The sequence below is a fragment of the Nostoc sp. CCY 9925 genome (genome assembly GCF_963920935.1).
Lineage (GTDB): Bacteria > Cyanobacteriota > Cyanobacteriia > Cyanobacteriales > Nostocaceae > Nostoc.
Genome location: NZ_CAWUDO010000143.1, coordinates 1 through 15897 on the forward strand (window position 1 = coordinate 1; position 15897 = coordinate 15897).

The 15897-nt window shown below is 42.6% G+C and carries 4 protein-coding genes; all 4 read right to left on the reverse strand.

Annotated features, from left to right (window positions below):
- A partial coding sequence (locus ACM0OY_RS36305) for an amino acid adenylation domain-containing protein (RefSeq protein ID WP_414573578.1) occupies window positions 1–3368 on the reverse strand: 3368 nt, incomplete at its 3' end.
- Entirely contained in the window at window positions 3365–10948 is a 7584-nt protein-coding gene (locus ACM0OY_RS36310; RefSeq protein WP_414573579.1) for an SDR family NAD(P)-dependent oxidoreductase, read from the reverse strand. The genes ACM0OY_RS36305 and ACM0OY_RS36310, both read right to left, overlap by 4 nt.
- A 75-nt stretch (window positions 10949–11023) precedes the next feature.
- On the reverse strand, window positions 11024–12310 hold the full coding sequence (locus ACM0OY_RS36315) for a cytochrome P450 (protein ID WP_414573580.1): 1287 nt from the start codon (window positions 12308–12310) through the stop codon (window positions 11024–11026).
- 13 nt (window positions 12311–12323) lie between these two features.
- Window positions 12324–14444, reverse strand: a complete 2121-nt coding sequence (locus ACM0OY_RS36320) for an AMP-binding protein (protein WP_414573581.1) — start codon at window positions 14442–14444, stop codon at window positions 12324–12326.
- Window positions 14445–15897: the final 1453 nt, after the last annotated feature.

Consider the following 15897-nt stretch of genomic DNA (forward strand, 5'->3'; position numbering starts at 1 on the left):
TTTTTGCTTGGTTTTTGACTTAAATAGTGAGTTAACGCTCGAATGGTTGGATACCGAAACATTTCGACTATTGATACATCCTGGTCAAGGATTTCTCTCAATTGGCTGTGAACCTGAGCTATGAGTAATGAATGACCGCCTAGCTCAAAAAAATTGTCATTTATTCCTACCTTCTGTAGCCCTAATACCGCCTGCCAAATTTTAGCTATGGTTTGTTCTAGTTCCGTTTGAGGAGCAATATAAGTTGCTTCTAACTGCAAGTGAGAATCTGTTGGTGCTGGCAGCGCCTTCCGGTCTACTTTCTTATTAACAGTCAAAGGCAACGCATCCAGCATTACAAAGGCATTTGGCACCATATACTCAGGCAGTTTCTCTTTGAGGTACTGACGTAAGTCACTAGTTGTCAGCGTCCTCTCTTTATCTAGAACAATGTACGCTACTAAACGTTTATCGCCCTTGTTATCTTGTCGAGCTATGACTACAGTTTGCAGTACTCTTGGGTGTTGGCTCAATACGGCTTCGATTTCTGCTAGTTCAATCCGGAAGCCGCGTATCTTCACCAAGTCGTCGATGCGACCGAGAAACTCGATATTGCCATCAGGTAAGTATCGCGCTAAATCTCCTGTTTTGTATAGGCGTGCCCTTAATTCATTGCTAAAGGGGTTAGGAATGAACTTTTGAGTCGTCAAATCAGAACGATTTAAGTAGCCTCTAGCTAAAGTAGGGCCGCCAATATGTAATTCACCAGGCACACCGATGGGTGTAGGATTGCCAATTTTATCGAGAATATAAATTGTTCTGTTTCCTAGAGGACGACCAATAGGAATTTTGGCACTGTCTGGAAAAAATTTCGCAACTTCAAAAGCTGTTGCGGTTATTGTTGCTTCCGTTGGACCATAGGCATTTATGAGGCGTACTGAACTCATTGGTGTTTTCTGCCAAAGACGCAGATATTCGGGTAGCATCATCTCTCCGCCAATGGTAATCAGTTTTAGTTGATTGCTTGTCCATTTATCTGCCAGTTCGCTCCATTCTTTAGCTACTTGCTGCCAGTAGGCAGTTGGGAAATCAACTACAGTGATTTTCAGGTCGGAAATTTTTGCCAAAAGCTCTTGGGGACTCAATGCTTCCGGATCGCGCAAAACAACGCTTCCTCCTTTAATCAGTGGAGGAAAAATTTGCTCAAGGGAAGTATCAAAGTTGAGTGAAGCAAACTGTAATACTCGATCTTGTGAGTTGATTTGATAATATTCTTGTACGGCTAGGCAATGGCTGACGATCGCCTCGTGAGAAATTAGAACTCCCTTGGGTTTTCCCGTAGAACCAGAGGTATAAATTACATAAGCCAGATTGTTGGCTGTCACCTCACTTACTGGGTTTTGCTGGCTCTGCTGGGAAAATTGCCATTCTTCATCTAGGTAGACTAGCTTTGCCCCGTGTTCGGGTAAGCTTTCAACTAACCCACGCTGAGTTAACAGTACTGATACTTTCGCATCTTCTAGCATGAAAGCCAATCGCTCCCTTGGGTAAGCTGGGTCAAGCGGTACAAATGAGCCACCAGCTTTGAGAATAGCCAACACTCCCACTACCATATCTAAGGAATGTTCTATACAGATGCCGACTAGTACTTCTGCCCCTACACCCAATGCTTGTAGATGATGCGCTATTTTGTTCGCTCTTGTATTTAACTGGGAGTAAGTGAGTTGTTGGTTTTCAAATACCAATGCTATTGAATGCGGTGTCCTTTCTACCTGTGCTTCAAATAACTGATGGATACAGAGATTTGGTGGGTAATCTGGTTTAGTGTCGTTCCACTCCACTAACAACTGATGTCGCTCTGTTTCGGTCAGCAAGGGGAATTCCCCAAGGCGCTCCTCTTCATGGGCTACAATCCCCTCAAGCAAGGTTTGAAAATGCCCTGCCATGCGGGTAATTGTGGTTGCATCAAACAAATCTACATTGTAATTGAAAACACTTACAAGGGATTTGCTTGTTTCTACCAATTCTAATGTTAAATCTAACTCACCTTCTTGCTGTGCCATGTCAAAAGGCTCTAGAGTCAGACCTCCCCAATTTAATTGGGTTCCTGGTTCGCTTGATGTCAATAAATCTACGACTGCCTCAAATTGTTGTGGTTTTTGCAAGGAGAATGATACTTGGTAAATTGGCGAGCGGCTGAGATCGCGCTTCGGTTGCAATTTCTTCACTAGTAGCGCAAAGGGGTAATCTTGATGGGCGATCGCTTCCAAGACAGTCTTTTGCACTTGAGCGAGAAAAGCTTTGAAGGTTAAGTCACCAGAGATTTGCGATCGCAAGACAACTGGGTTAGAAAAGTAGCCGACAATTGCTGCAAATTCCGTCTGATTCCTACCAGCAGTTGGAGAACCGACTAAAATATCTTCCTGACCAGTATAGCGATAAAGCAGTATCTGAAAGGCTGCAAGGAGAATAGTATAAAGGGTTACTCCATTAGCCTGAGCCAATTCTTTTAGTTTAGAGGTCAATGCTTCAGGAAGCTGAAAATGATGAGATGCTCCTTGATAAGTTTGTACCAATGGTCGGGGTCGGTCAGATGATAAATTGAGAGACGGTAACTCACCTGCTAACTTTTGTTGCCAGTATTTCCAAAGACTTTTCCCTTCTGAACCAGCAAGTATTCTTGTCTGCCAGTCAACGTAATTTTTATATGATAAGTCCAGAGGTAAAAGAGGGGTGCTAAATCCCATACTTTCTCCCTTGTAAAGCGCCTGCAACTCATCAAGAAGTATCCAAAGAGACCATCCGTCGCAAACAATATGGTGAAGGCTTATTAGTAGGATATGCTCCTGTTCTGAGATATGAAATAAGTTAACCCGCAGTAGTGGCCCATTTTCTAAATCAAAAGGATACTTGGATCTTTCAACGACTCTCTTTTTCAATTCATCCTCATTCCAGGTAGAAGCATCCGTCTCTTCAAAGCAGAGTTCCCCATCAGCATGAACTTTTTGAATTGGTTCGCCATTTTGCTCGTCAAAGGTTGTGCGAAGCACGGGATGGCGATTTATCAATGCTTGAAATGCCTTTCGCAGAGCCAAAACATCTATATGAGAACAGACGCGAGCTGAAAAAGCAACGTTGTAAGCAGAACTTTGTGGTGCAAGTTTGAACAAAAACCAAAGGGCTTGCTGACCATAGGTAAGAGGAAAGGTATTATTAGTGACAACTTCCTCCCGCAGTAAATATATAATTTCTTGCTTGTGCTGCTTAATCTCGGTCAATAATTCCGGAGTCAATACATCTTGGGATGCTTCGTAGTAAAGTTTTTCACCATCAGTCCACAGTTTGACATCTTTTGCTGAAAGATTTTGGAGAAACTCAACTAAATTCATAATTCACCTTGAATCCGATTGTTCTGGCTTGATTCGGCTATTTGTGCAACAGACTTTGTTGAGATGGAGTTAACAAAGAAAAGTTGCTCGTCTAAATACGTTGCTAATTCGCTGATATTTAGACCTTCAAGAAACTTCACCACAGGTATGTCTACTCCTAACAAGGTCATGACCCGGTTTCTCAGTTCAATAGCCATTAGTGAGTCAAATCCCATATTGCTCAAAGGCTTATACAAATCTAAGTTTTCTGCTGAACTCATACCTAGAACTTCAGCAACCTGGGAACGAAGATAAGCTCTCAATAGCACGGAGCGATCGGTAATGGGAGCATCCTTTAATTGTTGCAAAAACTCTTGTTGGACAAAACTTGAATGCTTTTTCTCTGGCTTGCTGGATGCTTGGAAAAATTCAGCAAAGAAAGACCAACGTGCAGATTGTTCGTTAAACTGCGACCAGTTTACAGGCATTGCTCCCACCTGGACGCAGGATTGGGAGAACAATTGTTCCTCTAGTATTTCTAATACTTGTTGGGGGGTTATGGTTCCTATTCCTTTCGTCTCGATCCATTTACCTGCTTGGCGTTTAGCTCCTGCTCCAATCTCAGTCACAACTCCCCAGTTAATGCTTAATCCTGGTAATCCAAAAGACTGACGATAATATGCTAGAGCATCCAGAAAAGCATTTGCCGCTGCATGGTTCCCTTGACCCGGAGAGCCTAGTAAAGAAGCTGCCGAAGAAAACAGCACAAAGAAGTCTAAAGGCTGATTTTGGGTTAATGTATGGAGATTCCAAGCTCCTTCTACTTTGGGAGCCATGACATCAGCAAAGCGCGGCCAAGTTTGTTGTTGTAAAATTCCATCATGCAAAACTCCAGCTCCATGAATCACCCCCCGCAAAGGTGGTAGAGATTCTTGAATTTGTGACAACACTCGGCTGATTTGTTCGACATCAGACACATCTGCATTAGCCACAACTACATTAGCACCAGCTTGTTCTAGCTCTTGCAACTGGTTATTTCCAGACGAACTAGCACCACTGCGCCCTACTAGTACTAAATGTCGCGCTCCGTTGTTGACCATCCAGCGAGCAACTAATAAACCCAGACCTCCCATACCACCTGTGATTAGGTAAGTACCATCTTCACGAAAGACTGACGGCTTGTAGCTAGTTTTTTCAACAATTTGTAAGTCATGGGCGATCAGAATTTTACCGATATGTTTGCTTTGCTGCATATAGCGGAAAGCGTTGACCGCGTTCTGGATGGGGAAAGTTTTTCGTGGTAGAGGTTTGAGCTTCCTTTGTGCAAACTGTTGCATGAGGTGGCACAGCATAGACTGTATTAAAGTGGGCTGCTGTTGACACACTTGTACTAAATCAATGAGAAAGTAAGATACGTCAGACCGTGCCTGGATAATATCATCAGTTTCCCAAACACCCCTTTTGGCAATTTCTAAAAAGCGACCTTGATTTCCTAAAACTGATAAACTTTTAGCAATGAATTCTCCTGAAGTCAGACAGTTGAGTACGATGTCTACTCCTTCACCAGAAGTCGTTGTTATTAGCTGATCAGCAAAATCTAGAGTCCGGGAGTTCATGATGTGTTTTACTCCCATTGATTTGAGAAATTCCCACTTGCTGGGGCTAGCTGTAGCAAAAACCTCTGCTCCAGCTTGTTGAGCCAATTGGACTGCCGCCTGACCCACACCGCCAGCAGCGGCATGAATTAATACTCGGTCTTTTGCAGATATCTTGGCTAGATGGTGTAGACTATAGTAAGCAGTTAAAAATGTAATTGGGATTGTAGCTGCTTCTTCAAGGCTCAGGTTTTCTGGCTTGTGTGCCACCATAGCAGCATTAACCGTGACATATTGGCTAAAACTGCTAGGAGCTATAGCTACAACTGTATCTCCGATACTAAAGCCTTCTACTCCTTCCCCGATCGCTACTATCAAACCCGCACACTCACCTCCAAGTGGTCGGGGATCTATAAGACCTAATGCATTGAAAATGTCTAAGAAATTCAGCCCCGTCACCTGCACTTGGATCTCTACCTCGCCAAGGCCGGGTTTACAACGTGTTGTCGGCTGTAGCGTCAAATTTTCTAAGGTTCCTCGAGTAGATATTTCTAGTCGGTAAGGTTGGTTTTGCGGAACCTCAAGCCCGTTTTTCACAACAGATTCTTCGATTTTTGGGCGACGAACTAACCTTGCCACATAACGATTTTGGTTGCGGAAAGCAACTTGGTCTTCAGTATCCTCTGACCAGATTTCTGCAAACAACTCTTGTACCCGATCTCCCAGGTTGTGGGGATCTAAATCCACCCGTACACAATTCAATTCTGGATGTTCCAGAGCAATTACTTTTCCCATACCCCATAAGGGAGATTGAGCCACTCCTGGAACCTGAGAATTTTCGCTGGCGACAGACTGCGCTCCTTGGGTTACTAACCATAGGCGCGGAGGCTGAGAGAACCCTGCCTGTATTATTCCTTGAACTAGGTGCAAGGTACCACCGCATACTTCCTGTGAAGCTACTCTTAAATTATCAGTTGTTAAGGCTTCTGCTGTGACTGCATCTAAACTCCAGCAATTGACTACTCCGTGCAGAGATTGGTTTGCTCCTACTGTTGCTAGTAGCTTTTTGAAGTCTTCTGGTTTAGTAGGGTCTATCTTAAATTCTTCTGGACTTAGTTGTTGGTAATCGTTTCCTTTATAAACTAGAGTACATAGCTGTGCTTGCGATCGCAATTGTTTGGCTAAACCCTGACCAACTCCGTATTTATCTGCCATAATCAGCCAATTCTGGGGCTGGGAAATCTGAGGCTCGGATGAAGTTTGCGCCACAATTACAGCTTGTTGGCTCTGTTGTGTAGACGGGATGGTGACAACTTGTTGAAATCCCATTTGCTGTAACACTTCCTGCCATTGGGAAGTAGCCAGCAACGGGTAGTCGGGTCGCAAATCTAAATCAGTAAAATTCCACCAACCTTCTGTTAAGCCAAAAATCAAATCTAACCAAAGTTGGCGAGTGGTTCCTTCCAACAGCACGAGCATACCATTTGGTGCTAACAACTGCTGTATATGCTCCAAAGTAGTACGCAAATCTTTAGTTGCATGTAGCACATTCGCAGCCACGACTATATCGTACTGATGGAACTCAAACCCTTGAGGCTCGATGTCTTGTTCGATATCTAAAACTTCATAGCGCACAAAAGGATAATCTTGGAATTTCTGTTGTGCAACTATGTTAAATCTGGGAGATAGGTCGGTAAAAACGTATTCTGTGAGATCGGGAGGAAGTACAGGCAGAATATAAGAAGTCGTTCCCCCTGTTCCGGCTCCAATCTCTAGCACTCGTAGCCTACGAGAAGCAGGCAAACGCTCTAAAGCTTGTTTGACCGTCTGATGTACTAGAGTGTTCATCACCTTTGCCCCTGGAGAATCCTGATACAATTGGGTGGCTGTAGTTAAATCTCCTTGAGGGAATAGCAATTCTAGCGGATTACACTCTCCTCGTAGGACTTGTGCCAAATTAGCAGCGCAACGTTGCAGTAGAGTTAATTCTGCGATCGCATCTGGATACTCAACTGCAAGTTTATGCAATTGCTCCTGTAGATCAGATCCATTAGGTATATGTGGTAGCCGAATCACTTCCCACTGAGAATCGATATACTCTAACACACCCACTTCAACTAGCATCATTAGCAGACGCTCCACTAGCCGCCAATGTTGGCTGACTACACCCAACTGCTGTACCATGAATGCTGTAGAAAAGCGCTGCCCAAGTTGAAATTCCCACTGCATTGTACTCAAGGCACTTAGTACATAGTCAATACTTAATGCTTCTAACTGAACCAGTAATTCCCCATAAGTTAGCAAATCTTTTTGAGCAAGCAATTCAGTTACTTGGGAGCGGAGATTAGTATCAATCTCTACAGGTTTTAATAAATAATCAGCAGGTAATTGCTTAGTTAAGGCACGCACGCGAGGACGCCACTCCACTTGATAAAGCCAATTTTGCCAAGATTCCTGTGTGATTCCCCGCAAGGCTTTATCGCTTGTTCGTATCAGTTGCAAACCCTTCAGTTCTGCTATTTTCTGCCCATTTAAAGTATACATAAATACATCTGCTCTGAGAATCCGTGGATTCGAGTTTTTCACAGGATGCATCTGGGCTTGGCTCCACACATGGATACCAGAAGGACGATAGACTTCCAGGCGTTCTATCTTTACGGGTAAATAAGTAGTTTTGTTTTCATGATTGGGAAAAATAGCACCTAACACTTGGAAGCTAGCATCTAGTAAAACTGGGTGTAGTTTGTATTCTTGTGCTTCTGCAATTAACGTTTCTGGTAATCGAATTTGACTTAGAGCTGATTCTTGCTTTTGCCAAAGTTGTTTAATTGGTTGAAACAAAGAACCATAATCAATTCCTCGATCGCTAAACTGTTGGTAAAAATCAGTCAGGGATATCTCTTGGGTGTATTGTGTTCTTAAAGTCTCCCAATTTTCCTCAAGAGATTCGGATTTGTCTCCTGCTAAGACTTTTCCGGAAGCATGTAGCGTCCAAATAGGTTGGTCTTTTTCCTCCGTTGTCAGGCTAAAAATCTCAAAGGTGTAGGCTGAAGAAGTTTCAGGCGTCAAAATTAACTGGAGTGTTTTATCTTTATTGTCTGGCAGAATTAACGCCTGTTGGATAACAACATCTGCCAAAACTAGATTGTCAGATTTGAAAATATTCGCCCCAGCAGCTAAAACCATTTCTATATAAGCTGTAGCTGGTAAAACAACATTTTCAAAAACCCGATGATGCTGCAAATACGCGGGTGAATCCTGGCTGATTTGGGATTCAAACTGAATTTCTTTTAATGCAGAATGCAGCTGTTGACCGAGGAGTGGGTGTGTTTGTTGATTTTGCAGCTTATTAGCAGGTGCTTTTTGGCAATTTTTAACTCCAAGACCTTCTAACCAATAACGTTGACGTTGGAAGGGATAAGTAGGTAACGCCACCCGCCTCAGATTATAGTCCTGCTTAAAGCCAGACCAATCTACCGATATCCCATGTACATACAGTCGAGCCAGACTCTGAAACATTTGTTGCCAATCATCTACCCCTGGGGACAAACTGGGAAGCCAAACTCCTACTCCTTCTGAAAGACATTTGCGTCCCATTGCCGACAAAGTGGGTTTTGGGCCAATTTCCACAAATACCTCACAACCAGAGGTAGAAAGTGTTTGCAAACTAGTTGCAAATTGCACGGGCGATCGCAAATGCTCGCACCAGTAATCTGGAGTGATGTCTTCTTGAGCTTGTTCTCCCGTCAAATTGGAAATCAATTTAATTTGCCCCGGAGTATAGTTAATGCTGGCTGCAAAATCGCGGAAATCTCCCAGTATTGGCTCCATTAGAGGAGAATGGAAGGCGTGGGAAACATATAGTTTTTTCGTGACAATTTTTGCGGCATTCAAAGCTGTGCAGATTTCCTGAACGGCTTGTTGTTCCCCAGAGATGACGGTGTTTTGTGGCCCGTTAAACGCCGCAAATGCTACTCTTTTATCGTCTATTTGAGTAATTTTCCGAATGGTTGCTTCGTCAGAAAATACTGCAACCATCTCACCGCCACTCGGTAAGCTATGCATTAAGCGCGATCGCTCGGCAATTAGCTTTAGCCCATCTTCCAGACTCAAGATGCCTGCTACAGTTGCAGCAACGTATTCGCCAACACTATGCCCCATAACGACTGTTGGCTCAACACCCCAAGATTTCCAAAGCTGTACCAGAGCATATTCGATTGCAAATATGGCTGGTTGAGTATATTTGGTTTGTTCTAGATCTGAGGTTTCTCCCGGTTCAGGGTAGATGATTTTCAGCAGTGACTCGTCAAGGTAGGGACGTAAAATTTCATCGCAATCATTGAGGGCTTCCCTAAAGATTGGTGCTTGTTCGTATAACTGGCGTCCCATATTGATATATTGAGAGCCTTGACCAGTGAATAAAAATGCAACTTGAGGGCGCTTGTTGCTCTGTACTTGACCATTTACAACTCCAGCAGTTTCCTCAAGAGCAGTAAAAGCACTCAGTTGTTGGTGCAACTGCACATTAGATTCAGAAACAACAGCTAAACGGTGGTTAAAATGCGATCGCCCAGTATTAGCTGTGAAGCAAACATCTGCAAGGTTTACGTCAGGATGCTGCGTCAAATACTCCTGGTAACTTTGTGCTAGTTCTTGAAGGGCCTTCTGACTCTTAGCTGACAAAGTGAGAAGATGCAGAGGGGGATGGGATTTTGCAGGTAATTCATCTTCATTGGTTGGTACTGCTTGCAAAATTACGTGAGCATTAGTCCCACCAAAGCCGAAGGAACTGATTCCAGCAAGTGCAGCACTAGTTCCGTTTGGCCAAGGGCCGAGAGTCTCCTGAACTCGCAAAGGAAGTTTATGAAAAGGAATATAAGGATTTGGTTCTTGAAAATGCAGACTTGGCGGAATCAGCTGATGTTTAAGTGACAGTGCTACTTTAATCAACCCAGCAATTCCGGCTGCTGTTTCTAGATGTCCAATATTCGTCTTGACCGAACCCACAGCGCAGTAGTTTTCTTTGTCGCGCCCCTTTGCAAGCACCGCTCCTAAAGCTTTCATCTCCATAGGATCGCCAAGTTTTGTGCCCGTACCGTGAGCTTCAACATACTGCACTTCGCTAGGTGAGACACCCGCAACTCGATAAGCTTTTCGTAAAAGAGCTTCCTGTGCCTGTGGATTAGGTGCAGTTAGTCCATTACTGCGCCCGTCTTGATTGACCGCGCTACCTCGGATAACAGCATAAATGCGATCGCCATCAGCTAGAGCTTGTGATAATGGCTTCAAAACAACCAAACCAGCCCCTTCACCACGAACATAGCCATTCGCTCCACTATCAAAGGCTTTGCAACGACCATCAGGAGATAAAAACCCGGCTTTTGCAAAACCAGCCATAGCTGTAGGCAATAACAGTATATTTACACCTCCAGCTAAAGCTAGTTGAGATTCGTGGTTCCATAAACTTTGACAAGCAAGATGAACTGCAACTAGAGAAGAAGAACAAGCTGTATCAATAGACACGCTTGGGCCGTGTAAGTTAAACAGATAGGAGATGCGATTTGCCGCGATACAATTACCAGTGCCTGTAGTTGCATAAGGCTCGTTAACCGATTGACTCCATGTCAGCACCGAGTAGTCGTGAGTGCCAATGCCAACAAACACACCTGTTTGCGAACCAGACAAAGACTCTGGTACAATTCCCGCATCTTCTAGCGCTTCCCAAGTCACCTCTAACAAAAACCTTTGTTGAGGATCGATGCTCAAAGCTTCTCGTGGAGCAATACCGAAGAACTCTGGATCGAACCGATCCACCTTGTCCACAAAGCCTCCCCAATGGGTACTCGTTTCCTCAGCATCAAAGAAGGATTCTACATCCCATCGGTCTTTCGGTATCTCAGAAATTGCATCCACACCGTCACACAACAGTTGCCAGAATGCTTGTGGATTTTTGGCACCAGGAAAACGGCATCCTATCCCAATAATTGCGATCGGTTCTCTATTCATAACGCTAATGGCTTGCTTGAATTTTGTTGAAGAAGAATTCAGGAGTCAGAACAAGAAAGTGGGGGATTCAGATACTCAATATGTAAAAGTTACAGGGAGAGCCTTCAAACCTCGTAAAACAATGTTATTTCTCCACTCCAACTTATCTGTACTAAGCTGTAAGCCAGGAAGTCGTTGAATCAGTGTATTGATAGCTACTTGACCTTGAAGGCGTGCCAAAGCACCACCCAGGCAATAGTGGATACCAGAGCCAAAAGGTATGCTGTTATGCTTGCGAGTAAGTTGAATGCTGTCAGGGTCAATAAATTCGGCAGGATCTCGATTCGCAGCTCCCAAACTCAAATGAACTCTGTCTCCTGCTTTAATCGTCTTTCCACCGATTTCCACATCTTCAGTTGCGATTCGGGCAATCAACTGCACCGGACTATCATAGCGTAGCAGTTCTTCAATTGCGCTAGGAATGATTGTTGGCTCGTGTTTTAGCTTTTGCAATTGGTCAGGGTGACGTAATAACGCAAGCATACTGTTGCCTATAAAATTCTCTGTAGTTTCTTGACCAACGCTGAACAACATCGCGCAAAAACCCATTAGCTCTTCTTCGTTGAGCTTGTCACCTTGATTTTTTGCTGCAATGAGATGACTGAGTAAGTCTTGTTTTGGACTCTTTTCTCGTTCTTTAATCAGCGTACTGAGAAATTCTTTAAACTCTAGAGCCACCTGATTTAAGTGCTTATAAACTTCTAACGATAATGGTTGGTCAAATACACGAAATAAGTCGTGTGCCCACTGTATCAACTTATTGCGCTCTTCAATTGGCATACCCAGCATCATCGCAGTCACAGTTGCAGGTAATGGGCAAGCCAAGCTATGAATAATGTCCATTACTCCGTCTTCTTGAACCGAATCGATTAACTCATCCACAATTTTCTGAATTTGGGGACGCATATCTTCTACCACTCCAGGAGAAAAGGCTTTACCAACTATCCCTCGTAACCTAGTGTGGTCGGGCGGATTGAGAAAGAATAACCAACTGCTAATCGTTTGTCTGAGTCCTTCAAATTCCCCATGCTGTTTGAGATAAAAGCTTTTTTGTTTGAGACGCTCTGGTAGGTCATCGATGCAAAAACGCAAGTCGTTTAAGACTGCTTTGACATATTCATAACGTGTCACTAACCATTCATCACCGGTGAAATTGTTAATTCGATGTATGGGAGATTCTGAACGGAAGCGATGGTAGATTGGATAAGGGTTAGCACGAAACTCTGGGTCGAAAGGATTAAATTTAAGTGGTTTTGCTGCTTCTGGTTTTTTAATCTCAATAGAATTAATAGCCTGTTGGTTGGTAGTGGTAATTGGTTTCATTTCATGCACCTCTTTAAACACTAATTGCAGAATACTTACTTAAGGACTGGCATTCTACCGCTAAATGTTCAGCTAACGCCTGGATATTAGGGTACTCCCAGAATAGAGTTGGTTCTAGTTCGTAACCCAACCATTGTCCTAAGTCACCCGTCATAGTAATCGCCACTGAAGAATCAAGACCGCAAGTAGCAAAAGGCTCTTTGATGTCTATCTCATTTGACGGTACTTTTAGGTACAAGGCTAGATGAGTAACCAGCCAGTTTTCGATTGTTTCTGGGGTAAAAACATAACTTTGCAAGGTTTTTTCTAGAGATTTATCGAACCCTTCTGATGATTTTTGATGTCCCGAATTTTGTATCTGGTTAAAAAGAATTTCTATTTCTGTTTGTATTTCCAGTAATTCAGTATTTGGGTCAGTAGTCCAACTTCCTACAACATTCAAACTTTCCGAAAGAAAACCATTTCGACAAGCATGACGCTGAATTTTTCCACTAGAAGTTTTTGGGATACTGTTTGTTGTCAGCAATTCGATCGCATAAACTTGTAGTTCATGCTCAAAAGAAACTGCTTGACGAATGGCCTTAACCACTTCATCCACATCCAAACGGCGCAAGTAACTCCGCTCCACTTCTTGAACAACTACCAACCGTTCTTGTTCATTAATTTCTACCGAAAATGCAGCTCCAGAAAAAGGTCGCAATGCGGGATGGCTTTGTTGTACAGTCAACTCAATATCATGTGGATAATGATTGCGACCTCGAATGATAATCAAATCTTTTAGTCGTCCTGTAATAAATAACTCACCATCTGCAAGGAAACCCAAATCTCCGGTGCGTACAAAAGGAACATCATCGGTACTCTTGAGGCAGGCATTAAAAGTTTGTTCTGTTGCAAGAGAGTGCTTCCAATACCCACTAGCAACACTTGTACCTGCAACCCAAATTTCTCCTACTTTATTGGACGGACACTCAAGTAAAGTTTCTGGATTGACAATAACTACTTTCTGATCGAGCCAAGTTTTTCCACAACCCACAAGGGTACGGCTTTTCTGATTTTCGCTCTCAGCTACTACCTGATTTTGTTCTAACTCTGCTGCGTTAACTGTTTGCAAAACTGGTAACTTTTCTTTTGAACCTCCACAAACTAGTAAAGTTGTTTCTGCCATACCGTAGCAGGGGTAGAATGCTTTCTTCTGGAAACCACAAGATGCAAACTTTGTTGCAAACCTTTCAAGGGTTTGGGCACGTATGGGTTCTGCTCCGTTAAAAGCCAATTCCCAACTGCTCAAATCCAAATTTGCTAGCTCAGAGGGATTTATTTTATCCACACATAGGTCATAGGCAAAATTAGGCCCGCCACTAGTAGTTGCTCTATAGCGAGAAATTGCGCGAAGCCAGCGTAAAGGTTTTTGGAGAAAAGCAAAGGGTGACATAAGTGTGACAGGAAAAGCACCGTAGAGGGGTTGCAGCACTCCACCAATCAACCCCATATCATGGTATGGTGGCAACCAGATCAAACCTTGACTATCAAGGGAATGTCCAAAAGCTTGATAAATTTGAGCCAAATTATGTAGCAAGTTGGCGTGAGTAATCATCACTCCTTTCGGTGTTCCGGTTGAACCAGAAGTGTATTGTAGAAATGCTAATGTATCGTCCTTGATTTCTATAGGCTGCCAATCCTGTCGAATGTGAGGAGTCAGATTTTCGGTAGCAATGTAAGACACAGTTGCTAACTCTGGTTCTTGTTTGAAGCTGCTTTCAATATCGGTAAGAACAGATGTTGTTGTCAGTGCAAAAGCTGCTTGGGCGTCTTTAACGATGGCTTGTAATCTTGTCATACGCTGATTGCGTCGCGGTGGATACACGGGAACAGCAATGACTCCTGCATATAAACACCCGAAAAAAGCAGCAATGAATTCTAGTCCAGGTGGATAAAGCAGAAGTGCCCTCTCTCCAGCGTTTTGTTTACTCTTCAGTGCTATAGCAATGTCTCGTGCTTTTTGGTCTAATTCTTGATAAGTAATGCTGACTTCTTCTGTTTCTCCATCCACCAAAAAAGTATAAGCGGTTTGATTAGGCTGATGGATGGCTCTGTAATGTAACAGGTCAACTAAAGTTGTAAAGTTAGTATGCATAAGATTACTCTCGATTCATGCTAAATAGACTAAAGTTTCAATCTTGGTTGAGCAAAGCTCCATTAACTTGTTGGGTAAAAATTGACAACAATTTTTACCGAACGAAATATGTCTTTTTCAAAAATCAAATAGGAGTCATACATCCCAGACTCGTTGTTCGGTGGAAACGAGTTTTTGCCTGTTTCAATGTTTTTCTTTGCCTAGCGACACTTCACATCTGCATTAAAAGCTCTAACGCTAGCCTAATGTTGGGTATTAAACATATCAAAATTGTCAATTGGGAATTTTGAATAGACCTAGCTTGAAAATAGGGACTGGAGACTGGGAAAGAGATATTTTCATTGCTTTGTTGTGGACTTTGTTCATGGAGTCTCTTGCATAAATATTTTTTATCTCATGCACGAGGCAAGAGAGGCGCTCCAGAAGAGAATGCAAAAAAGGATTTTTGCAAAAAGTCTAATCTAGTAAGCTGAAACTAAATCGGTAAAAATTGGAAGTTGATGCATAGAATTGTGATTTACTCACTTTCCTATAAAAAACCATAAAAACTATAATTTTAACAATTACTTTTTATGGCTTTTTAGAGAAAATTGAATATTGTAACTATTTCAACTCCAAATCAAACAAGGAACTATCTGGCATTTCTATTACTGTTCAGAAAAACATGAATTATTTGCTGGTTATTATTCACCTTTCGATAATTTTCAGATTAACTTTGGATTAGCTCAGTTAATCTTTGTTTTTAAAGTAACACATGAAATTTCTCATGTAAAACTGTTCGAGATCGATTGTTGTCTTAGTTGTAGCCGTCGTTAATTCTTTAGCAGACATGATTTTTTCTTCAAAATCGTTTGTACATAATTGTCGGAGCCAGACATCTAACCGCTAGTTATGACTTGAAGGCTTTGTAAAAAATAGAGTATAGTTTGCACTTAGTACAAATATCCTCTCCTCTGATTTTTAATTGGTAGCAGTGAGATGAGTTTATTCACTACTGTGGAAAATCAGAGGTTTTTACCTGAACCTTCCATTTATGCGTTCATGCGTTCTCGGAGTTTTGCACGACCAGTAGGGGTTAATTGACGTTGTTGTAATTCTCTGAATAACGGCTCATCAGGATGATATAGAAACACTGCGTCCAGTTTTGGAATCGGAGTCCTATATAACCTAATATATGGAGTTAGCTTAAAGCTGTCATCAATTCTGAGTCCATATTTTTAGTGATAAAAAGATCGCTCATCAGCGATCTAAAGTACTAAGATTCAACTGTACTTAAGTTCAGATTCTATTCCAACTTAAGTTGGAATAATGAGAGTGAAGAACGCAGCCATGCTGAGGGCAGAAGGTTTGCTCTTGCAGTGTCAGTAGACCGAAAAGTTTTTTATAACCCTTACCGGATCCAGGGCGAACGCATCTAAATGTAGTACATATATACTTAAAGAAGCTTAATCGC

What these genes read in the sequence shown, in the direction of transcription:
- ACM0OY_RS36310 (WP_414573579.1), bottom strand. Translation starts at nt 10,948, where the DNA reads ATGAATAGAGAACCGATCGCAATTATTGGGATAGGATGCCGTTTTCCT.
- ACM0OY_RS36315 (WP_414573580.1), bottom strand. Translation starts at nt 12,310, where the DNA reads ATGAAACCAATTACCACTACCAACCAACAGGCTATTAATTCTATTGAG.
- ACM0OY_RS36320 (WP_414573581.1), bottom strand. Translation starts at nt 14,444, where the DNA reads ATGCATACTAACTTTACAACTTTAGTTGACCTGTTACATTACAGAGCC.